At 57.7% G+C, this 21,949-nt stretch carries 24 protein-coding genes; 9 read left to right on the plus strand and 15 right to left on the minus strand.

Annotated elements, in window-relative coordinates; translation table 11 throughout:
• Positions 1-206 precede the first annotated feature (206 nt).
• Positions 207-1,514, plus strand: coding sequence for an ammonia-forming cytochrome c nitrite reductase subunit c552 (locus IPH10_09475; protein MBK6911141.1), 1,308 nt, complete (start codon positions 207-209; stop codon positions 1,512-1,514).
• Positions 1,515-1,528: 14 nt separating this feature from the next.
• On the plus strand, positions 1,529-1,987 hold the full coding sequence (gene nrfH / locus IPH10_09480) for a cytochrome c nitrite reductase small subunit (GenBank protein MBK6911142.1): 459 nt from the start codon (positions 1,529-1,531) through the stop codon (positions 1,985-1,987).
• A gap of 114 nt (positions 1,988-2,101) precedes the next feature.
• Here the strand turns inward: nrfH and IPH10_09485 are convergent, their stop codons facing one another.
• Positions 2,102-2,872 (minus strand): hypothetical protein, encoded by a 771-nt coding sequence (locus IPH10_09485; protein ID MBK6911143.1) that lies wholly within the window; start codon positions 2,870-2,872, stop codon positions 2,102-2,104.
• A 479-nt stretch (positions 2,873-3,351) separates the two neighbouring features.
• On the opposite strand from IPH10_09485, the gene IPH10_09490 reads away from it, so the two are divergent.
• Both IPH10_09490 and IPH10_09495 read left to right on the plus strand, forming a co-directional pair.
• Positions 3,352-4,962, plus strand: coding sequence for a hypothetical protein (locus IPH10_09490; GenBank protein ID MBK6911144.1), 1,611 nt, complete (start codon positions 3,352-3,354; stop codon positions 4,960-4,962).
• Positions 4,963-4,970: 8 nt separating this feature from the next.
• Positions 4,971-5,405 (plus strand): response regulator, encoded by a 435-nt coding sequence (locus IPH10_09495; GenBank protein ID MBK6911145.1) that lies wholly within the window; start codon positions 4,971-4,973, stop codon positions 5,403-5,405.
• Positions 5,406-5,581: 176 nt separating this feature from the next.
• On the opposite strand, the gene IPH10_09500 is transcribed toward IPH10_09495, so the two are convergent.
• The 13 genes from IPH10_09500 to IPH10_09560 all read right to left on the minus strand — a co-directional run bounded on the left by IPH10_09500 (position 5,582) and on the right by IPH10_09560 (position 13,662).
• On the minus strand, positions 5,582-6,196 hold the full coding sequence (locus IPH10_09500) for a hypothetical protein (GenBank protein ID MBK6911146.1): 615 nt from the start codon (positions 6,194-6,196) through the stop codon (positions 5,582-5,584).
• Positions 6,197-6,204: 8 nt separating this feature from the next.
• Positions 6,205-7,221 carry a dTDP-glucose 4,6-dehydratase gene (gene rfbB / locus IPH10_09505; GenBank protein ID MBK6911147.1) on the minus strand — a complete coding sequence of 339 codons (1,017 nt, stop codon included), beginning with the start codon at positions 7,219-7,221 and terminating at the stop codon, positions 6,205-6,207.
• A 9-nt stretch (positions 7,222-7,230) separates the two neighbouring features.
• Positions 7,231-7,926 carry an HNH endonuclease gene (locus IPH10_09510; GenBank protein MBK6911148.1) on the minus strand — a complete coding sequence of 232 codons (696 nt, stop codon included), beginning with the start codon at positions 7,924-7,926 and terminating at the stop codon, positions 7,231-7,233.
• Positions 7,927-7,942: 16 nt separating this feature from the next.
• Entirely contained in the window at positions 7,943-8,596 is a 654-nt protein-coding gene (locus tag IPH10_09515; protein ID MBK6911149.1) for a class I SAM-dependent methyltransferase, read from the minus strand.
• Between the two features lie 3 nt (positions 8,597-8,599).
• Positions 8,600-9,055, minus strand: a complete 456-nt coding sequence (locus IPH10_09520) for a dTDP-4-dehydrorhamnose 3,5-epimerase family protein (GenBank protein ID MBK6911150.1) — start codon at positions 9,053-9,055, stop codon at positions 8,600-8,602.
• A 16-nt stretch (positions 9,056-9,071) separates the two neighbouring features.
• Complete coding sequence (locus IPH10_09525; GenBank protein ID MBK6911151.1) at positions 9,072-9,794, minus strand: methyltransferase domain-containing protein; 723 nt, start codon at positions 9,792-9,794, stop codon at positions 9,072-9,074.
• Positions 9,791-10,630: a dTDP-4-dehydrorhamnose reductase gene (gene rfbD / locus IPH10_09530; protein ID MBK6911152.1), complete on the minus strand. Its 840-nt coding sequence runs from the start codon at positions 10,628-10,630 to the stop codon at positions 9,791-9,793. Before rfbD ends, IPH10_09525 begins: the two co-directional genes overlap by 4 nt.
• A gap of 108 nt (positions 10,631-10,738) precedes the next feature.
• The gene (locus IPH10_09535) at positions 10,739-11,470 is read right to left on the minus strand and encodes an SIMPL domain-containing protein (protein MBK6911153.1); all 732 of its coding nucleotides are present in this window, start codon (positions 11,468-11,470) and stop codon (positions 10,739-10,741) included.
• Between the two features lie 2 nt (positions 11,471-11,472).
• On the minus strand, positions 11,473-11,790 hold the full coding sequence (locus IPH10_09540; GenBank protein MBK6911154.1) for a type II toxin-antitoxin system HicB family antitoxin: 318 nt from the start codon (positions 11,788-11,790) through the stop codon (positions 11,473-11,475).
• The gene (locus tag IPH10_09545) at positions 11,787-11,984 is read right to left on the minus strand and encodes a type II toxin-antitoxin system HicA family toxin (protein ID MBK6911155.1); all 198 of its coding nucleotides are present in this window, start codon (positions 11,982-11,984) and stop codon (positions 11,787-11,789) included. The genes IPH10_09540 and IPH10_09545 overlap by 4 nt, the downstream gene beginning before the upstream one ends.
• Positions 11,985-11,987: 3 nt before the next feature.
• Positions 11,988-12,734, minus strand: coding sequence for an NTP transferase domain-containing protein (locus IPH10_09550; protein ID MBK6911156.1), 747 nt, complete (start codon positions 12,732-12,734; stop codon positions 11,988-11,990).
• Between the two features lie 114 nt (positions 12,735-12,848).
• Positions 12,849-13,280, minus strand: coding sequence for a hypothetical protein (locus IPH10_09555; protein MBK6911157.1), 432 nt, complete (start codon positions 13,278-13,280; stop codon positions 12,849-12,851).
• 10 nt (positions 13,281-13,290) lie between these two features.
• Positions 13,291-13,662: a hypothetical protein gene (locus tag IPH10_09560; protein ID MBK6911158.1), complete on the minus strand. Its 372-nt coding sequence runs from the start codon at positions 13,660-13,662 to the stop codon at positions 13,291-13,293.
• 170 nt (positions 13,663-13,832) lie between these two features.
• Here IPH10_09560 and IPH10_09565 point away from each other — a divergent pair, with 170 nt between their 5' ends.
• The 5 genes from IPH10_09565 to IPH10_09585 all read left to right on the plus strand — a co-directional run bounded on the left by IPH10_09565 (position 13,833) and on the right by IPH10_09585 (position 19,446).
• Positions 13,833-14,675 (plus strand): DUF2520 domain-containing protein, encoded by an 843-nt coding sequence (locus tag IPH10_09565; GenBank protein ID MBK6911159.1) that lies wholly within the window; start codon positions 13,833-13,835, stop codon positions 14,673-14,675.
• A 19-nt stretch (positions 14,676-14,694) separates the two neighbouring features.
• Positions 14,695-15,558 (plus strand): CPBP family intramembrane metalloprotease, encoded by an 864-nt coding sequence (locus IPH10_09570; GenBank protein MBK6911160.1) that lies wholly within the window; start codon positions 14,695-14,697, stop codon positions 15,556-15,558.
• 396 nt (positions 15,559-15,954) lie between these two features.
• Complete coding sequence (locus IPH10_09575) at positions 15,955-16,431, plus strand: DUF2975 domain-containing protein (GenBank protein ID MBK6911161.1); 477 nt, start codon at positions 15,955-15,957, stop codon at positions 16,429-16,431.
• A 257-nt stretch (positions 16,432-16,688) separates the two neighbouring features.
• Complete coding sequence (locus IPH10_09580) at positions 16,689-18,257, plus strand: response regulator (protein MBK6911162.1); 1,569 nt, start codon at positions 16,689-16,691, stop codon at positions 18,255-18,257.
• Positions 18,258-18,273: 16 nt separating this feature from the next.
• Positions 18,274-19,446 (plus strand): metallophosphoesterase, encoded by a 1,173-nt coding sequence (locus IPH10_09585; GenBank protein ID MBK6911163.1) that lies wholly within the window; start codon positions 18,274-18,276, stop codon positions 19,444-19,446.
• 66 nt (positions 19,447-19,512) lie between these two features.
• On the opposite strand, the gene IPH10_09590 is transcribed toward IPH10_09585, so the two are convergent.
• Complete coding sequence (locus IPH10_09590; GenBank protein MBK6911164.1) at positions 19,513-21,942, minus strand: S8 family serine peptidase; 2,430 nt, start codon at positions 21,940-21,942, stop codon at positions 19,513-19,515.
• Positions 21,943-21,949 lie beyond the last annotated feature (7 nt).

A 21,949-nucleotide genomic window follows, 5' to 3' on the forward strand; every position in this document is an offset into this window, starting at 1 on the left:
AGCGTGCGATTAAGAACAATATTGCGCCTCCTGATTTTGGACTTATAAATCTTAAATTAAGTTTATTCAGCAATTAAGGCCAAAAATGTCAAGATCACGGCCTATTGATTCCCAGATGGCCCGGTGCTAAATTATGATATCCTAAGAGGAGAACCCAATTCATGCAGAAAAACAAGTTATCACACGGCGGGGCTTCGACCCTGCTCATCTTCGTCATCAGTCTGGTGGGCGTCCTGGTGCTCCTTTGGCTGCTGACTGACATCTTTGAAAAAAAGCAGGAATCCCGCTATTCATATATCAAGACGCAGGAAATCGCCTGGGGCGAACCCGATCCTGAGAAGTGGAGAGTGAACTTCCCGCGCGAATATGCCGCGTACATGAAGACGATGAAGACCTCGGAACTGGCGACAATCAGTCCCTACGCCCGCTATGGCGGTTCCGAGTCCATCTCCAAACTCGACAAGGACCCACGCATGAAACGCCTGTTCGCGGGCTATCCGTTCAGCGTGGACTATAACGAAGAACGCGGACACATGAACGCCATGCCGGACATGCTGAACATCAAACGGCTGGGCGACAAGAAGCCCGGCTCGTGCATGACCTGCAAGAGCCCACAGGTACCGCTGTTCATTGAAGAGCACGGCGCTGAAGCGTTTTACCAGACGCCGGTGACGGAGCTCGTCGAAAAGCACGGTTTCAAGCATTCGATTTCCTGCGGCGATTGCCACAATTCGGAGACCATGGAGCTTGTGGTGCGCCGTCCGGCGTACATCGAAGCGCAGACGCGCCGTGGAATTGACATCAAAGCGCACGATCAGAACCTGAAGCGCACCGACGCCTGTGCACAGTGCCACGTGGAATACTACTGGCCGAAGGAAACGAAGTACGTAACCTTCCCGTGGGACAAGGGGCTTTCGATTGACTCGATTGAAGCCTACTACGACTCGATCGGCTTCTCAGACTGGGTGCACGCGGAGACGGGCGCGAAGATGATCAAGATGCAGCATCCCGAATACGAGATGTGGAGCGCGGGCATTCATTCGCGCGGCGGCGTCGGCTGCGCCGACTGTCATATGCCCTACACGCGCGACGGCTCGGTTAAGGTCACCGACCACTGGATTCGTTCTCCGTACATGAATTTGACCAACGCCTGCTTGACCTGCCACCGCGAGAGCGAGACGGAGATGGCTCAGCGCATTCGCGAGATTCAGGACCGCACGTGGAATTTGATGGATCGCTCGGAGGTGGCGCTGATTGCGGCCATTGACGCCATCAAGGCCGCGATTGACGCCGGCGCAACGGATGAAGAGCTGGCCGAATGCCGCAAACTCCATCGCAAGTCGCACATTCGCTGGGACTTTGTCTCAGCCGAGAACTCGATGGGCTTCCATGCGCCGCAAGAGGCTACGCGCATGCTGGGTGATGCGATTGACTATGCGCGGCAGGCGGAACTCGCTGCGACCAAACTGCTGGCCAAACACGGTAAGCTCGAAGTTGCCGCGCTGACGCACTAAGCGAAAGGCGCCACATGAAACCCCCGAACACTCTGGTCACCCTGACGGCGGTATTGCTCGGCGCGTTCCTGGCGATCGGCGCATACACGGTGTACTACAGCAAGGCCTACTCGTATTTGCAGGACGATCCGCGGGCGTGCATGAACTGTCACGTGATGAAGGACGCGTACGACGGCTGGCGGGTGTCGAGTCACCGGAACGTCACGTGCAATGAGTGCCACACTCCGCACGACTTCGTGGGCAAGTACGCGACAAAGGTGGAGCACGGCGCGCGGCACTCCTACGTCTTCACGTTCGGCGATCCGCAGTTGATGCGGTTGAAAGAATCAGGCGAAGACATTGTAACCGACAATTGTGTGCAGTGTCATCAGACGCTGGTCAATAACACGCTGCCCGATCACGTGGGTGAACGAAGGTGCATTCAATGCCATCAAGGCGTCGCCCACGGCCGCATGGCCAACCGGCGCAGATAAGTCTTAACGGGCGGCAGGGATGCCGCCCGTTGCGTAAGATAGAGTTAGTTGACTAGTCATGAACGCAAAAAGCCCACTCGCATGAGTGGGCTTTTTGAATTTATCGCGATGAACCTAGTATTCGTCGTCCCCGCCGCCTTCGTCCACGCCGCCGTAACCGGAATAGTCTTCCTCACGCTTGCGCGCGGCGACACGTTTCTTCAGGCAGTTGAAACACACGCGCTCAACCGACAGCCAACCGTGCGGCTGTCCGCACTCGATGCACGTTTGCATGCGCGGCGCTAACCGCTTCGGGCGCGGCGGGAGCGGTGCGGCAGCCGTTGGTGCAGGCGGCGGTCCGGGCAAATCCGGATCAAGAATCAGCGTGGCCGAGAACGGATCAAGGTCGTCGAGAATCTCAACATCCTCGACCTCCTCCGTCACTTCCATATCTTCTTCCAGAAACTCCTCGGTAGCGCTGCGCTTCCGCATGCGTCCACCGCGTTTTCCACCATCCGCCTTGCGGGGCCGCGAGGGGCGATCGTCGTCGCCATCGTCCTCTTCATCGTCGTCGCGCTCATCGTCGCCATCGGCAGCCTCCACACCCGGCGTCTCTTCGTCGTCATCCTCGTCGTCGTTGGCGTCGCGCGCGCTCTTCTTCACGGTGCGCGCGGCTTCGGTTTCAACGGCATCCTGCTCCTCAGCGGCCTTGCGGCTCCGCTTGGCAGGCTTCGCGGTTTCGACGGCAACAGGTTCAGTTTTGGCAACGACCTTCTTGATCGGCGGCATCGGTTCGGCCAATGGCTCGGCAAGCTCCACGATCGGCTCGGCGGCTTGAATCGGAGCGGCGGTCTTCTTGGGCTTTATAGTCTTGGTGGCTTTCGCCGGAGTTTTCTTAACGGGCATGGGGCTCTTGGCCGGTTTGGCAGGCTTGGGACGCGTGGCTCCTTGGGCGGCCGGCTTGGGGGCGGCTGCCTTGGACTTGGGAGATTTTGGTGCTTTCGAGGGGGTCTTTTTTGCCCGCGTGACCATACAGCGAGACCTCGGTTGGGACAGTTTGGGGTGTCCGCAGAGCTGGACTGAAGCAGAAACCCATCAGGAACTGCAATTGTTCCCAGCACTTCAGGCGGACATTAGTGCGTTTAGCCCAGGAGCGCCCCAATATAGGCCACCAATGGGCACGGGTCAAGCTAAACTGCTGAGGAATCCACAGCACCTGCCATCGCTCATCATTGCAGAAATCACACAATATCAAGTGTTTAATCAAAATGCCGTCAAACATGACGGACGAGTGAGGAGGCGGACAGAGGCATCCTGCGGTCATTTTCGCGTGGCACTTTCCTTGCACAGGTGAATCTGGTCTTAAGCAAATATGAATGTGAACTGTGTTTGAGAGCATTGCCACGCCCCGACTGACCGACGACACCGAGCAGCCAACATCTTTGGGAAGAGTGCTATGGTTGGCCGCGCATGCCAGCGGGCCGACCGCGCCGATCCAAGTCCACGACTTGGGCCTGGAAGTGCGAATTGTCCGCAGCAGCCTGGTCGCCCTGGGATTGGTCGCGGACTTTGACCCCGAGGTGTTATGGATAGACAGTCTCGATGATGAGCTTACGCTCGAAGAGATTCTCTACGCATTACGCATACCGCGTCGGATTCATCCCATAGCCGTGGTGATTTCAACGCAGCTTGCCAATGACTACCCCAATCTTATCCTGACGGATTCTGACGAAGTGCTGGATCCGGTCGAGTGCACGAAGCACGTCGGGCAGCTCTTGCAGTTGATAAAAGTCACGCGGCTCGAGCGGCAAGTGATGAAGCGCGAGCACGAGATTCTCGACTCGCTCCCGCATGCGCTCTTTGTCGTGGACCGCAATTTGACGCTCTGGAAGGTGAATCGGAATCTGGCCACGACGCTGGATATCACCGATCCCGAATTTCGCAAAAAAGCCCTCGGGCGCTCGCTGGGTTCAGGTCTCGCGCTGGCGGGATTACCGGTTGACGGCGACACGCCTCTGCCGCATCTCGTGCACGAATTGGAACAGTGCGTACGCAGCGGCCGCAAACGGTTTCGCGTCAAAGAGCGCATCAGCTCCAGTGATCGGCTGTTTACGGGTGAACTGACTCAACTCGTTCATAGCCCTGAGCATTTCCTCGTGGACTTGCGCGACATCACGGCCGACGAACAGGCGGTACTGGTCGAGGCGCGGCGTGAACGGTTGGCGACGATCGGCAATCTCTCCGTCGGCGTCGCGCATGAAATTCAGAATCCGAATACCTTCAGCCGCGTGAACGCCGCCAACTTGAAGATGATGTTCGAGGCGATCAAGCCCGTCATCTCGCAAGCGGCCGAAGTCATGGGTGGTAAGCTCGGCAATCTGCCGGCGCCACAGTTCATCGCCAAGATGAACGAAGCGATTGGCGCCGTGGACATGGCCAGTCGCCGGATTGAAGCCGTGCTGACAACGCTGAAGGCGTTCGGACGGCAGGACGACGGTCAGTTGGATGCCGTAGATGTCAAGGCCGTGGTTGAAGAAGCTGAACTTCTGGTGCGTCACGAAGCGCGCGGCAAGTGTGACATCGTGCTCAATCTGCCCGCCGATCTCCCGCGGGTAACCGCGTCGGCGACGGGCCTGAGCCAAGTGCTCGTGAATCTCCTGCAGAATTCCGTGCATGCACTCGACGAGGCCAAACCGCAGGCGCGCGGCAACTCACCCGGGCGCGTGGAAATTCGCTGTGAAGCCGTCAATCCGGATGAAGTGATTCTGTCGGTCTCGGACAACGGTCCCGGCGTACCGGCCACATTGCAAGAGAAGATTTTTCGCCCCTACTTCACGACGAAACCTCAAGGCCAAGGGACGGGTCTGGGGCTTTCGATTTCGACCGATATGATGCACCGGTTCGGCGGGGATTTGACGCTACGCAGCCGGGCGGGCGAAGGGGCCACCTTTTACATCAAGCTGCGGCGGCACGATGGGTCGCCCGTCACTACATAGGAGTAATCATGTCTTACAAAGTTATGATCGTGGACGACGAAGAGCTCATCCTCTCGTCGCTCGAAACTTTCTTGACCATGCGCGGCTACGAGGTAGCGACGTGCAGCAACCCCATTGAAGCGCTCGAACGAATCGAATTCGAGAAATTCCACGTCGTGCTGATGGACATTAACATGCCGCAGATGACGGGGCTCGAACTCCTGAAGCGCGTGAAGACCGCGCGCCCGACCGTGCAAGTCATCATGATGACGGCCTACACGACGATTCAGAAGTGCATCGAGTGTGTCGAGCGCGGCGCCAGCGACTACTTGCTCAAGCCCTTCGAAGACATGGAACAGCTTGCCACGCTGATTGACGAGACCTGCCGCCGCGTCGCGCGCTGGGAGTCCATCGCTAAGGAGAGTCTGCGCCATCCGCGCGACGTCACGGCGCATCAATTGTAACGAAAAACTACCACCGCGCGGGGATTAACCTGGGTCAGGCCTCCGGCCTGACGAACGCGGTTCCCCGCCGGAATATAGGGCGTCCTCGCGGTAATAGAGTACCGCGAAAAATAAGAAAACCGCAAGCACGAGGGTCGTGTTTGCGGCTTCTTGTTTTATACCGTGTTGTCGAGCGCTCAGAACCGGTAAGCTGCTCCGATCATCAGCGAAGTGGTCAGCATCGCCACCTGCTCTTCAATCTTCTCAAAATCGTAGGCGTCTGACTGTGTCGTGGAGCGGCTCCACGTCGAGAGACTCCAATGGAGATTCGCCGACAGCATCAAGTTCGTGGGCCGAATCCTGAATCGAAGTCCGGTGTCGGCAAAGAATCCCAGCGCCGCAGTCTCGTCAACGGGTCGTTCTTCCAAATAGAGCCGAGGCTCACCTTGCGAGTAGTCGTAGTTCCATGAATAGAACTGTGTGTCACGAAGACCGAGTAATACACCGCCGCCGATGCAAGGAACGACCACGGCCACAGGGTTTCTGGTCGTGAACCAGTGCGCGCCTGCCATGATGTTATTCTGTCCTTCGCTGTACCAGCCGGGCGAATCCACATCCTCGTCAACACTCCAGCGATACCATCCCGCGAACAATCGCAAGCCGGGCGATTGAACGCCTACACGAATGACCTGCTCATCCAGCGGATTGGTTGCAGCCGCCTCGGCTTCGATGAACAATCTCGGCGAAGCTACTGCCTGAATAGCAAACGAACAGAACAATATTGCAACCGCAACGGCGCAGGCGCTGCGCATCACTTACCTCATTTGCTTTCCAGCGGTTTGTAATGCTTCTCCATCCACGCCTTGTAATCGGCCTGCTTTTGCTTGATGGCCCGCCACCACGCTTCGTTCTCGACATACCACTTCACCGTCTTCTCGAGCCCCTGCTGGAAGTTGTGCTTCTTCACCCAACCGAGCTTCTGAATCTTGTCGGTGTCCACCGCGTAGCGGCGGTCATGGCCGGGGCGATCCTGCACATAGGTGATGAGATCATGCCCCTTACCCAACAGCTTTAGAATCGCGTGCGTGACGTCAATGTTGAATTCTTCATTGTGCGAACCGCAGTTGTAGATCTCGCCGACCTCGCCCTTGTGCAGGACGAGATCAAGTCCGTCGCATTGATCCTCAACGAACAGCCAGTCCCGCACCTGCTTGCCGTCGCCATAGACGGGCACGGGCTTATTCTCGATCAGGTTGGTCACAAACAGCGGCACGAGCTTCTCGGGATACTGAAACGGTCCGAAATTATTGGACGAGCGCGTAATCAATACCGGCAAACCATACGTGACAAAATACGAGCGCGCGAGCAACTCACCCCCGGCTTTCGCGGATGAATACGGCGACGACGGAAAGAGATTGTCGGTCTCTTTGAAGTAGCCTTCCAGCCGCGAACCGTAAACTTCGTCCGTCGAGATGTGCAGGAAGCGCTCGACTTTGCGGCGGCGCGCCTCTTCGCACAGCACATAGACGCCCTTGACATTCGTCATCACGAACAGATCGCCCGCGTGAATCGAGCGGTCCACATGCGTCTCGGCGGCGAAGTTCACGACGGCATCGCAGCCGTCCATCGCTTCGGCAACCTTCACCGGGTCGCAAATATCGCCCTGCACAAACCGATAGCGCGGATCGTTCTCGATATCCTTCAGGTTATCAAGATTCCCCGCGTACGTCAGCACATCTAAATTCGTAATCTTCAAGTGCGGATACTTCCGAAGCATATGCCGCACAAAATTGGAGCCAATAAACCCGGCCCCACCGGTGATAAGGAGGTGGTTCATGAATTGTTATTATTGAATCTTATTGCTCTTCTGAAGATTGTGACGCGCGCAAAGCAGTTGAACATTCTCGGCAAGCAGCGATGTGCCACCTCGTGAAAACGGCAGGTTATGATCAAAATGGAGATTGTCCTTGCTTCCGCAAAGTACACACTGCCCTTTGTCGCGTTTAAAGACTTCCGCTTTTACAGCCGTAGGAATTAGTCGCGAATGTGTGAGCTCGTCTGCTGTCAAATCGTGCTGATCCAAGTCGTCAACAAGTTCCAAGCGAAACTTGTAAACATTTCGTCTTCCGTCGTATTGAAGCCACGAATCAACCAGCTTGAAGCTGCCATTAAACACCCAGACGCCATCATAGATCTTCTGATACACACGAACGATTTCCGGCGCAGAATGCCCATTCTTGAATGACACAGCGGCACGATAGAATAGCCCATTCTGCGTGAGAATTCCGCTCGGCCTCACGCTTGGTTGGTCAACTTCTTTGGGATCTTTATCAACTGTGTTTCGAGCGGCGTCATGCCCCTCGTAAATCAGGGCTCGACCGCCATCTTCGATTTCATCCCGATATGGAGCATTTCCTCGGGTGTTCATCAAGAAAATACTCGTCCGGCCATTCGGCCGAAAGTGCATTCCAGCTTGCAACATTCTACCAAACTCATTTTGGCACATCTCATGGTGCGAGAGAATGGTGTTGCGAGCAATCATACCGTCCCTTCCAACCTCACCTCTTCTCCCCCACCACAGCAATCGTCTTACACAAATACTTCGGCGACACTTTCGCCAGCCACTCGGGCGACGCGTCCACGCCGCCGGGATGAATGACCTTAAGGCCTGAGGCCTCAAACAGCTTGGCGATGAACTTGTGCGTGAAGATACTCATGTGGCGCGTGTCGGCCGCGGGGCCGGGCATCTTGCCGCGCACGAGTTGACCGAGATACTCGACATGCTGAATGTTCGGCACGGTCAGCGCGACCTTGCCGCCCGGCTCAAGCACGCGTGAAATTTCATTCAGCGCATGCTCGGGAAACACCAGATGCTCAAGCACCTCAAGACACGTCACAAAATCAAAACTCGCATTGGCGAACGGCAGGCCGTCACGGTCAATGTCATTCTGCACCTTGTGATCCAACCCTTGCGCCTGCGCCAGCGCGTTCTCGGCGAAATCCGTCCCCGTCACATGCACGCCGTCGAGTTCCTCGCGCGTGACGTGCGGCAGAAATCCGTTGCCCGTCCCGATATCCAGCCAGCGCTTCGGCTGATGCTTAACGACGTGTTCATGCGCAAAGCGAAAGCGCCCGCGCAACTGATACGTATGCGCGCGCGCTTCGAGACGGTCGTCCCACGATTGCGAATTAAGAGTCTTGAGATCGGGCACGGTCTATTTAAACACAATATCCCAGTTGTACGGAATCTTCGGATCGTCGTGCGCAGCTCGGTGTTCGTCGGGATTCTGATAGTCATAAAGCTGGTCGGGGCAATTCACCACGACGCTCTCGTGCTCGCTGATGCACTTCCAGCCGTGATAAACGCCCGGCGGAATCACGATCAGCATCGGATTGTACTCGCCCACGAAAAACTCGTTGACTTCGCCCTTCGTCGGCGAATCGTCCCGCGCGTCGAACAGCACGACCTTGACCATGCCCTTGACGCACGTCATTTGATCGGACTGCTTCTTATGAAAGTGCCACGCCTTGACCACGCCGGGGTAGTTGGTGGTCATGTACACCTGCGCGATGGTCAGATAGTCGGGATCATCGCATCGCAAAATTTCCATCAAGCGGCCCCGTTCGTCGGGCATCAGCCGCAATTTCTTCGTAACAACGCCTTGAATCATGTGTCAGTTTCGGAAGTTAGGGTTTCTGCAGAATGAAAATGTTCTCGTTGCGCCAACTGCGTTGTTCCACAACGCGCAGCGGCAGCGTTTCGGACAGCCGGGCGATGAACGCGGCAAAGTCCGCGCACGTCCAGCAGTGAAAGTGGATTGAGTAGTCGGCGGCTTCAAGCTCGGCGGCGAATCTCTCGGCGTCCGTGCCCGACCGGTCCTGCACAAGCGTCGCCCACTCCATATAGTGCTGCAGGCGTGAATGCTGCGGCCCATCCTGATGATCGGCGAGCAGATGCTCCCACGTCGTGGGCGTGCGTTTGTGGTCGAAGGTCTTCGTCAGCTCGGGCACGGCCAGGTAGATGACGCCGCCGCGTTTGAGTTTCGCGCAGAACGTCTTCAGCGTCCCGATCGGGTCCTGCGTGTGCTCGATGACATGATTGGCGATCAGGAAATCAAGCGCTTCATCGCGCACGCAGGCCATGGTTTCGCCATCGGCCACGAACGACACGTGCAAAGGGCGTCCGGCGTGCTCCGGGTAGTGTTCCAGAAGCTGACTCGGAGTCATGCGGTCGAGATAATACGCACGCGCGCCGCGCGGCAGAAACAGCGGCAGATCCAGCGCGCCGACTTCCACTCCGACTCCCCGCAAGTGCCGTAACGCGATCTGATAGCGCAAACTCACCAAACGTCGCGCCGCACGCTCGAACTCAGGGTGGGAGCGCGCCACACGTTTCAGCAGAGCGATCATCCGCGCAAATAGTCCTTCAACCCTTGTTCCCACGTCGGCATGTCGTTGCCCAGCGCAAGATCATAGAGCATCGCGGAAAGCTGCGAATTCTTGGGGCGCGGTGCGGGACGGGGAAAATCGGCGGTCGTGCACGGCAGAATCGGCGTGGTGACGCCGCGCAATTCCAGCGCCTTTTTCGCCAAGTCGTACCACGTCGTGACGCCGCGATTCGTGATGTGGTACGTTCCGAAGGCGCCGCTCTCTGACAAGCGCAGCAGTTCCGGCACGAGATCCGTGACAAACGTCGGCGATCCAAATTGATCATTGACGACGCGCAGCTCATCGCGCTCGCGCGCCAGCTTCAAAATGGTCTCGATGAAGTTCGGTCCGTGCTTGCCGATCAGCCACGAAACGCGCACGATGTAGTGCCATTGCGAGAGTTGCCGCACGAAACACTCGCCGGCATACTTCGACTTGCCATAGACACTCTGCGGGTTCGCGGCGTCCCATTCGTCGTATGCGCCCTCTTTCGTGCCGTCAAAAATGTAGTCGGTCGAAATGTATAGCATCGGCACGCCGAGCGACTCGGCGGCCAGCGCGACATTTTGCGTGCCGATGGCGTTCACGCGCATGGCGGTCGCGATTTCCGTTTCGCACTGATCCACCTTGGTGAAGGCGGCGCAATGAAAAATGAACTCGGGATCCGCTTCGCCGATCAGACCGAGTAGACGCTCGCGGCTGGTGATATCGCCGTCGGGCAGATCTACGCCGACGACTTCATCCCCCTGATCTTCGCAGGCCAGCGACAGTTCGCTGCCCAGCATGCCGAGGTTTCCAGTGATAAGAACTTTGCGCATTCTGTATTTCCCCCCGCAACATGCGGGGGAATAAAGGGGGGTTGTTTAGCGAGATCGAAACCGTTAAGCGTTACGCGCTAGCGGCAATGGGTCCAGCGTTCACGCTGGTTAGTCGAGAGAGTAACTTGCTTTGACGACCGCCGTGATATCTTTTTCTTTCGACGACGTGTCGTAGTAGCCGTAGTCGGATACGTCGGTGGAGTTGCGCGGTGTGACTTGAAAAACGCCCATCTTGGCGTCGCGCAATTCACCGAGTTTGCTGTCGGACGATTCAGCCATCACGCGGGCGCGTTCGGTGGCGTCTTTCATCGCTTCACCGAGCATCTCGATCCGTAGATCGGCGAGCTTGGTGTAAAGGTACTGCGCGCCCCAGCCGGTGAACGGCACGCCTTCGCTGATCAACTGATCGGATTTCTTGATCAGCTCTTCGATGGCATCCACGCGCGGCGAGCGAATTTCAAACGTCTGATTGACACGATAACCGAGGATGCGGCCCGTGAAGTAGCCGCTCTGGTTGTATTCCTGAATCTGCTCGCTGGAGACGGGCTTCATCGTGACTTCGGCGCCCGGCACGCTGTTGTCGGCGAAGAACTTTTGCACGCGCGCGGCATGCACCTGCACAGCCTTGTAGGCGTCCTGCTGCGTGTTCTCTTGCGCGGTGACATTGCCCGACCACACGATCAAGTCCGCCACGATGGGCCGCTTGGCCGAACCGGTGACGGAGATCATATCTCCGGCCTTGCGCATCTCGACCATCTTGATGCCCAAGATAAATGCCGCAGCCACAATCGCAATCGCGATAAAAAACAGGCCGCCGTTGGTATCGTTTTTTTCAGACATGGTTAGCGGGAGCTATAGGTACGAGTGTTAGTTTTGCGTCGCCGCGGCGCGGGCGGGCCCGGCACTTCAGCCATGCGCTTTTTCGCTTCAGCCTGAGTGGGCACTTCAAGGCGCATGATGACGGCGCTCGAAGTGGTCTTTGGAATCTTCAATCCGTCTTCACGCGTGCCGTCAATGTGAAGCTGCATCGCTTCCATCATGTTTTGCTCGACTTCGGCGCGGGTCTTGCCGGTAGAACCCACTCCAGGCAAGTCAGGGCAATAGGCCGAGAAGTTGCTTTGGCCACTTTCAATGACGATCAGAAAGTTCTGGTATTTCATTTCAACCCCGCTTGTTCAAGGATACTTCCGTAGGTTTTCGGGTGAAGCACATCGTTTTCATGCCCCGGAATCGTGACGCGTCCTGATTTGGTTGGATGCTTGTACTGACGATGACTGCCCACGAATTTCACAAGCCGCCAACCGTCATTCTCCACAATCTTGATTGCGTCACGGACGCGGAAACGCGGCGGCATGTCCTAAAACCAAAACTCCTTCAATTCCGGCTTAACCTGCTCCGCAACGAGTCTCGACGCGCGATACAGTGACGGGAACGTCCCCGCATCCGTCCACCAGCCGTCGATGGTCGAAGAGGTCAGCGTGCCTTCGCGCAAGTAGGCGTTGTTGACGTCGGTGATTTCCAGTTCGCCGCGCGCGGAGGGCTTCAGCGTCGAGATGATTTCATAGACGTGCGCATCGTACATGTACACGCCAATCACGGCGAGGTTGGACTTCGGCGCGCGCGGTTTTTCTTCGATGGACAGCACATTGCCGTTGTCGGCCACTTCGGCGACGCCAAAACGATGCGGGTCGTGGACCTCCTTCAGGAGAATCTTCGCGCCCTTGCCCTGCGCCTTGAACTGATCCACATGCGCCTTGATGGGATTCTCGAGAATGTTGTCGCCGAGAATCACACAGATCGCGTCATCGCCCGTGAATTCACGCGCGAGCCGGAGTGCATCGGCAATTCCGCCTTCGCCTTCCTGATAGGCATAGTTAATCCGCTTCAGGCCGAAGGCCTTGCCGTTGCCGAGCAGATTGAGAAAGTCACCCGCGTATTGTCCGCCGGTGACGACAACGATTTCAGTGATCCCCGCGTCCACGAGCGTCTGAATCGGGAAATAGATCATCGGCCGGTCATAGACAGGCAGCAGATGCTTGTTAGTGATCTTGGTCAGGGGCAGCATGCGCGTGCCCAAACCGCCGGCAAGGATAACGCCTTTCATAGGAATCTGGAGAGGGGGTTATGTGAAGGGGGAATTTGTAAATGAAAAGTCATAAGTCTGAAGTCAAAAAACAGAACGAAGTCGCAATTTGGTTTTGACTTCTGATTCTTGATTTCATACTTTTGCTCTGATCTCCTGCCCGCGCACAATCACAAACGCGACGAGCGCGACGAGGAAGAAGACCAGCAGGGCCCAGGCGATGCCCTGAATCGTGCCGATGACGGTGCGGTAGATTTCGAGCGTCCAGGTTTCGTCGTTCAGGACGGGCGGCACCCATTCGGGCTCTTTGTCGCCATCGGGTTTGGTCTGCTCGATCCAGTGTCCTTGTGCGCCGGGGACATACTGCTCAATCTTGTAAAGATTGACGCCGGAGCTGATCCCCACCACGATGACGGCGAAGATGATGTACCGCTGCCAGGCCGTGGAAATCTCGTCGTGCATGATGCGTGCGAGAATTCCGCCGACGGATTTACGAAAAAGCAGCGCCACCGTAAAACTGGTGGCCAGCGAGGTCAGGAGCGTGGCAAAGAGAAGCGAGAAGAACATGGCCTATCCCCTAATAGTGCAAATCACCGGCGACCAACGCGCCCGGTTCGACATACGGCCCGCTGAGGACCATGCGCCGGGTATGGTCGTCAATGTCGTCGAGATAGAAGCTCCACTCGCGGTGGTCTTCGGGTTTCAAACCCTGTTCGACAATGCGCACGCGTTTAATCAGGTCGAGGTCTTCTTTGGGAACTCGGTAGCGCGGCAGGATGACCCCGAGCACGTAGACCGTCTTGCTGGCCGACTCCTGAATGATGAGACACTTGCGGTCGGACACCTGACCGTACCCCCATCCATCGGCGGCGTACGCGCGAATCGAGGCTTCGGGCCGCGACAGGTAGATGTTAAGTCGGCAAGTATTCTCAGAAATGCGACCGAGCACAAGGCCTCCGGGGTGACCGACAGGGCGGGCAAACAGTGCTTCACGAATCTGACACAGCAAGTCGTAAAGGTACGGTTTTCTCGCTGGAGAGTCAAGCTAACTCCCTCGGTTTCTTAAGGTTGGGTGTTGATTCGCTTGCATTTCCGGGTCGGGAAAGCTACCTTGTGAAGATGACAAAGCAGCATTTCTATTTGATCGGGCCGGGCGCCGTCGGCAAGGTGTTGGCGCGGCGGCTGGTCGGCGCCGGTTGGACTTGCGCCGGGGTTTGCGGCCGGGGAAGTTCGGCCGGGCGCAGGCTGGCAAAGGAATTGGGCGGGCCGTACGTCTCCTCGGTGGGGGAGATTCGTTTGGGTCACGGGGTGATTCTGCTGGCGGTGGGGACGGGACAGATCGCACCGCTGGCCAAGGAGTTAGCGCGGCTGGACCTCGCCTGGTCCCGCATTGCAGTTCTGCACCACAGTGGAACGCTCGACACCACCCCTCTGGCTCCCTTGGCTCGGCTCGGAGCGACCGTGGCGGCCTGCCATCCGTTCATGACCTTTCCTCGCTTTGCAGGCCAAGTCGGCGCGGGCACAAAGGAAGACTTGTATGACCCGCGGTTTCCCTTGTTCTTTGGGATAGACGGCGACGAGCGCGGCTTAAGAACCTGTCGCAAGGTTGTCAAAGCCTGTAATGGCAAGAGCTTAGTCGTACGTGGTGGCGACCGAGTGGCCTATCATGCGGCGGCGGTTTTGGCTTGCACTCTGTTGGGGGCAAACATAGCGTTGGCGACCGAGGTACTCAAGAAAGTCGGAATCTCGGAAAAACCGGCCCTTGATGCGGTCATGGCGATTGCCCAAGAAACATTGCGGAACTTTGCCGAGTATGGAATGGGCAGGTCGTGGACCGGCCCGGCTGTACGGGGGGACAAGAAGACAGTCACAGCACATGTGCGGGCGATGAGCAAGCTCGACCGGGACGCGGGCCGGGTGTACCGCGTGCTGGCGGATTGGGTGATGCAACATAAGAAGTGAGTTTGTCGGTCAGATGGACATGGACCGACCCAACCTCTTCCTCCGGATTCTCAGGAATCCCCTCACCCGCATCATTCTCGGCATGGTCATGGTGGCCCTGCCGATTGCGGGGGTGCTCGAGCTGGCCAATCAATACGGCGAGCCGCGCGGCCTCACCGACCTCGACATTTTCGAATTGGTCAGCAACAGCCTGGGAATTCTCTGCGGCTTCGCGGGCTATCTACTCTTTGTCAGGCTAATCGAATGGCGTTGGCCGCGGGAAATCTCGCTGTTCGGGTTCTTTCCCGAGTTCGGCAAGGGGCTGGCGCTCGGCGCAGTGTTGTTCTCCGGGACGATGCTCTTATTGTGGCTCTTCGGGCACTATGATTGGACCGGAGCGAACTCTGTGACCGTGCTCTCGGCGGCCTTCAGTGCCGCCATTGCGGGGTTCTTTGAAGAACTGCTGGTACGCGGCGTGATCTACCGGATTCTGGAAGAGTCGCTCGGCACGTGGATCGCACTTGCACTCTCAGCGGTGTTGTTCGGTCTCGCGCACGTCGCCAATCCGAATGCCACTGCTATCGCGACAATTGCCGTTGCGCTCGAAGCGGGCTTGCTGCTCGCTGCGGCGTATTCGTTGACGGGCCGCTTGTGGTTTGCCACGGGCCTGCACTGCGCATGGAATTTCACACAGGGCGGCATCTTCGGCCTGCCGGTCTCCGGCCATCCGATGACAGGCCTGTTAGTCGGCACCGTCAGCGGCCCCACATGGATTTCCGGCGGCGAATTCGGCGTCGAAGCCTCACTCATCGCGGTGCTCGTGTGCATGACAGCGACGGTGTTCATCTTGCGGCTCGTCGTCAAGCGCGGGTTGGTGGTGAAGCCATGGTGGAGAACTAGTTAGCCCTGGGTCCGGCCTCTGGCCGGACAACGCCAACAACAATTTCACGCCCTTGTCATTCTGAACAAAGGCTCGGCGCAGTGAAGGATAACTGTTAAAACATCGCAGCGCAGCGCTCAACTCCGCCGTAGCGCCCAGCTTGCTGGGCAAGAACCCCCGAGAAGAATCACGAATTCCTAGTACCCATTTCAAAGACATCGGAAGAGTACTTTGATATGAACCATCCAAATCTTCAAGACCAAGAAGCTGCTTTGATGGCAAGATTCCGACTTGCTCACGCGAATGAGAACTATCTGAACTTCATTCTCGCGGCGGCATCCGCCGCGGATGCCCCTTGTCGTGTGCCACGTCGTCCGGCCCAAGGCCGGACCTAGGTTCTAATCTCGAACATCGCACTTCGTGACCAAACCCTCCACAATCTTCCTGCAAATCACCATCGTACTCGCCGCCATTGGTGCGCTGGCATTTCTGATTTGGGAACCGCGTATGGAGGGCGTGAATGCGCACGCCACGAATTGGGAGATGTACTCCGATCCGTTCATTCTGTTGGTTTATGCGGGATCACTTCCGTTCTTCTATGCGTTGTATCAAGCCTTCAAATTGCTCGGGCACGTTCGCCAAGACCGAGTCTTCACGCTAAACTCCGCAAAGGCCCTGCGCACGATCAAGTATTGCGCATTTTCCATAATCGGTTTTGTCATCGTCGAAGAGATCACCATCATGCTGAATCACGGCGATGATGATGCCGCCGGAGCCATGATGCTGGGTGTCATGATTATTTTTTGTTCGATTGTAGTGGCCGTAGTGGCGAACATGTTTGAGAAGTTGGTACAGAATACCATTGCGGCGAGCCCGGCCGGGCTGCAGAAGCCTTAACCCGGCTCGGCGAATCGCTCCTCATTCACCATTTCAGTCCGGGAACCAAACCTCTTGCCCAATCGTTCAATAACGATGCCCCACGATTTTACTTCTCCCACCGCATGTGAATCCGCACACAAGCAAAAAGTGAAATCACTGTTTCCCCAAGACTCCCGTTCCGACAATTGTTAGAATCGAACGCAAAAACAAATGCTTGGACAGAATCGTCCGGCCAGCGGCCGGACCTATCTTTCAAATTTCACACTTAGGCTTACATGCCCGAAATCATCAAGAAAATTCTCTGGGCCGACGACGAGATTGATCTGCTGGAAGCACACGTGCTGTTCCTCGGACAGCACGGCTATCAAGTAACCGGCGTCACGTGCGGCGACGACGCGCTGTCGAAAGTGGATAGCGAATCGTTTGACTGCGTGCTGCTCGATGAGCACATGCCGGGCCTCGACGGACTGGAGACCGCCGACCGGATCAAGACCAAACGGCCCGATTTGCCGGTGATCATGATCACCAAATCGGAAGAAGAGGCGTTGATGGACGACGCGCTCGGGGCGAAGATATCCGATTACCTGACCAAGCCCGTCAATCCGACGCAGATTCTCGTCGCATTGAAAAAGGTGATCGACAAATCTTCCATCGAGCAGCGCATCGCGACGCGCGACTACCTTCAGGAGTTCCGCGAGATCACGTTGAAGCTGATGGACAATCCGGGCTGGCGCGAGTGGGCGGATATTCACGCGCGGCTGTCGTGGTGGGATATCGAACTGGACAGCCTGCCCGACGGCGGTCTGAAGCAATCGCTCGAGGGCCAGCGCAGCGAGTGCAACGTGGAGTTCGGCAAGTTCATTGAAAAGAACTACGAAAACTGGCTGTGGAATCAGAGCGAGCGTCCGCCGCTGTCGGTAGACGTGGTCCAGAAGTTCGTCGCCCCGCGTCTGAAGGCCGGTGAGAAGGTGCTCTATCTGGTGATGGACTGCATGCGCTATGATCAGTGGATGGCGATTGAGCCGCTGCTCTACGACAGCTTCCGCGTCACCCGCGATTTTCACTACTCCATCCTCCCCACCGCCACGCCGTACTCGCGCAACGCGCTGTTCGCCGGGCTGTTTCCGTCGGAGATAGACAAGGAGATTCCCGGTCTATGGCAATCTGCGGACGAGGACGAAGGCAGCTCCAACCGGTTTGAGCGGCAATTGCTGGACATGCAATTGCAGCGACTGGGGATAACAATTGAACCGGAAGCGCGCTACGTCAAGGTACTCGACCCCGAAGAAGCCGCGAACACCGCCAAGAAGGTCTCGCAGTACTTCGACCGCAAGCTGGTGTCCATGGTGTTCAACTTTGTGGACATGTTGGGTCATGGCCGAAGTCACTCTGACATTTTACGCGAGATGCTGCCGCATGAAGCGGGCTACCGTTCGGTGATCAAGGCGTGGTTTGAGCATTCGAGTCTGCGGCAGATTCTGCAGTCGTTCGCCAAACAGGGTTGGACGGTGATTGTGACGAGCGATCACGGTTCGATTCGCGGGCAGAAGGGCGCGAAAGTCGTGTCCGACCGAGAAGCCTCGACGTCGCTGCGTTACAAGTACGGCCGCAATCTGCGCGTGGACAAGCGGCAGGCGATTGTGGTGCAGACGCCCGAGAATTTCAAGCTGCCGAAGCGGGGCATGAACACGGGCTACATTATCGCCAAAGAGAACTACTACTTCGTCTATCCGACGAACTACAACAAATACCTATCGCTTTACAAAGACAGCTTCCAGCACGGCGGCGTTTCACTCGAAGAGATGATTCTGCCGGTGGCCGTGCTGGAAGGCAAAGGCAACTAACTCGCATGGACATCGCTTGCTGATCTTTCTGTCGGTCGTCATTTCGATCATGGGGCTGCTGCACTGGTTCTTGTACTCGCGGCTGGTCTCAGCATTAGAACTCACCTCCCCCGCTCTGCTCTGGACGCTGCGCATTCTGGCGGCGTTTCTCTCCGTATCCTACATCATCGGCCGCATCATCGAGGCAAAGCTGCCGGGCACGCTGGCTCACGTCGTGGATTGGATTTCGTCGGTGTGGCTGGGGATGATGTGGCAGTTTCTGTGGATCACGTTCCTGTTTTTTCTGGTCAAGGTTGTGTTGGTCATCTCCGGTCAATGGGGCGGCTGGACGATGGAGCTGCACAGCGCGATTGGCCGTTACAGTTTCCTGGCGGTGACCGGACTTGTGGTGTTGATCACGGGCTATGGGGTCTACAAGGCGACAGGCCCGGCGCGGCTTGTTGAAGTGGACGTGCCCGTGAAGCGATGGAACGAATCGCTGCGCGATTTCAAGATCGCGATGATCGCGGATTTTCACGCCAGCAATACCAACGGAGAAGCTCGCATAGCGCGCTGGTGCGAACAGATCACGGCGCTGCATCCTGATGTGATACTGGCGCCGGGAGACATTATCGACACTCCGGCGCCACAGATACCCGAAGTGGCAAACGGTTTTCGCAAGTTGGCGGCGCCGCTGGGCGTGTTTTCCACGACGGGCAATCATGAATACTATGTGGGGATGCCGGGCGCCGTGGACCTGATGCAACGCGGCGGATTTCGGGTGCTCATGAACGAGCACACGCAATTGCCGAACGGTGTGCTGGTGGCGGGCATGGAGGATCGCACGGCGCGCTCGATGGGCCGACCGCTGCCGGCATTCGCCAGTCTGATTCCTGAGCAAGACTCATCGGACGTGCAGATACTTCTGATGCACACTCCGGCGACGGGCGACGTGAATCGCGCCATTGAGGCGGGATTTGATCTGGTGGTGAGCGGCCATACGCACGGCGGTCAGATGTTTCCGTTCACGATTTTCACGAAGATGGCGTTTTCCTATCATCACGGATTGTATGCGGTCAACGACGGCTATCAATTGACGACGTGCGGCATTGGCTATTGGGGCCCGCCGATGCGTGTGGGCAAGCCGCCGGAGATCATGCTCATCCGCTTCGTGCCGCCGGACCAACCCGCGCGCTGTGAGTGGCAATAGCAACGCAAGAAGCCCGACTCGAATGAGCCGGGCTTTTTTGCTTATCTGGATTCGGGCGACGCCGGGCTATTTTACGGCCGTCACCTGAAAGTAGAACTGATCAAACGGAATCTGATCGAAGGGGACAAACAGCGCGGTGTCGGCGATTGTGGTGAAGTAGTTCTCGGGAGCGAAGACGCGGCCCGGTTCACCGGCCATGTAGATCTTATACGAGCTTGCGCCGACGGAGCGGTTCCACGTCAACTGCACGCCGGTATCAGTGGGTGTGAGCGAGAGGTTCTTGGGCGGTTCGGGTGCGTCTGGTCGGCCTTCGATGAAGATTTCATCCACCGCCGCTTCCACCAATGATGGCGGCGCAAAATCCTCGGCTACGAACTGGAGAATCATGTTTTCGGTGGGCGCGACAAAGTCTTCGAGCTTGAAGGACGCGTCCTGCCAGCCATCCGAGCTAACCGAAGTTTGAATCAGATTCACCCACGATTCACCGCCGTCGTTAGAGATCTGCACACGGAAGAAATCGCCGCCTTTTTGCGGGCCGCGATCATTGGAGTAGGCATACTTGAAGCGGAGCTTGGCATCGGCCAAATTGTCAAGGCGGAACAGCGGGGAACGCAGGGTGGTGCGCCCACCGTCCACGTCGTGCGACGCGGCGGATTCGCCGGTTGCCGCTCCATTGCCGGTCAAGAAGCAGTAGCTGCCGTAGGCGGTGGCGTCTTCATTGACTTGCACGGGATCGCCATGCTCGGTTGAACCGACCGGAATTCCGCGTGTCCATACGCCAGCCGTGGCATCGTCTTCAGGGACGCCGATGATGAAGCCGCGATCGACTTCAGCATCGTCGGCGAGGCCGCGTTCGAGATCAATGCTGACGGCGAAGTCGTTGCGCTGCGACGTGGAGACGGAGTCGGGTGCCGCAAAATCCTTGTAGCCGAAGCGCGCGACGTAGAGCGCGTAGCGGTGTTCAGCGGGAACTTGGGCGAAGCGGAAGACGCCCTGCAGGTCGGTGGTTGCGGTGTAGCTGCCGACGGTGGAAATCAGATAGACTCGGGCGCCGACGATGTGCGATCCGCCGTAGCGCACGATGCCGCTGATGACGCCGGTTTCACTGGCGGCGGCGGACATTTCGACGGCGGCGTTGATATCGAGACGACCGTAGCCAAATTCGTTGTCTTCGCCGGGCACGCCTAGGTCGCGGGCCGCTAATTGCAATGTGGTTTTGGCGGCGCTGGCAGTCAGATCAGGATTGACCTGCCGCATCAAGGCGACGGCACCTGCCACATATCCCGCCGCAAGCAGCGATCCGCGGGCGGAGACGAAATCGCTCTCGTGCGCACTACGCACGCCGACTCCAATCGCGGTGATTTCCGGCTTGATGGACTTGCGATCACAGGGCGAGGGTCCGCGACTGCTGCGCGGGTCTACGCTGTTGCCGTCACTGTTGAGCGCGCCGACCGCGAAGAAGGTTTGGGGCTGATCGGACAGTGCGGCGGGCAGCATGACGGATCCGCGACCCTGATCACCGTGATCCCCGGCGGCGAAAATGAGAATAGAACCAAGCTGTTCGACATTGGCAAAGGCACTCCAAGCGGCTTGCGGCAACGCGGACGCGCAGGAATCTCCGGTTTGCCAGGCCTGCAGAATGACATCTGGAATCGCGTCGTACGATTCGCTTTGCGATGATTGCAGAGCGCGCAGCACATCGGACAGGCGGGGCGCATTGTCGCACGGCAGAGGCAAGAGTCGCCACTTGGCGTTGGGCGCGACGCCGAGCGTGTCGCCTTTTAGCTTATCGCAGCCCACGGCAGTACCGAGCATCAGCGCGGAGGCGACGTCACAATAGACGCTTGCGATGAGCGGCTCGGCGCCGACGTAGCGATCGTTCAATGCGGGATGCGACGAGACGAACGGCCGACCGACGACGCCGACGACGGCGCCATCACCGAACACGCCGGCGCTCCACGCGTCGCGAGCGCGCATCGCGACGAGCGCGGCCTCGGCGGTAAGCATTTTTCCTGTGCTTGGCGTGACTTCCGTCGGCGCGAGCAGTTCGACAGATTCGTCCAGACCGATTTCATTCACGGTCTCGAAATTCGCGATCAGTTCCGCTCCAGCGCGCGTCACATCAGCGCGCAACAGATTGGCGATCCACAGGAACTCGGTGCGTTCGATCATGCCATTGCGCGCGAGAATATCGAGCGACGTGCGCACTTCGGCTTGCGACGCAGCCGACACATTGCGCAATGAATCGAGGAGCATGGCATGCCGTTCGGGTGTAAACAGGCTGGCACCGCGAGGCACGAACTCATTCCAGCTCACGAGATCGGGCTGGCGGGAGAAGGAGATCAGCACGGGGAGACGTTCCGACTCGGCCGCATTGCTAAAGGCCGCCTCCAGTCCCGGGGTCATCCGTCCGGCGATTGCCGCTTGACCGACGAGGGTCACGAGCCCGAGGAGCAGCAGGGTTAAGCCGCGAAAAGTCAGTTTATTGTGAGTCATTGTGGGT

Source organism: bacterium, from assembly GCA_016702305.1.
In the GTDB taxonomy this organism is placed as follows: domain Bacteria; phylum Electryoneota; class RPQS01; order RPQS01; family RPQS01; genus JABWCQ01.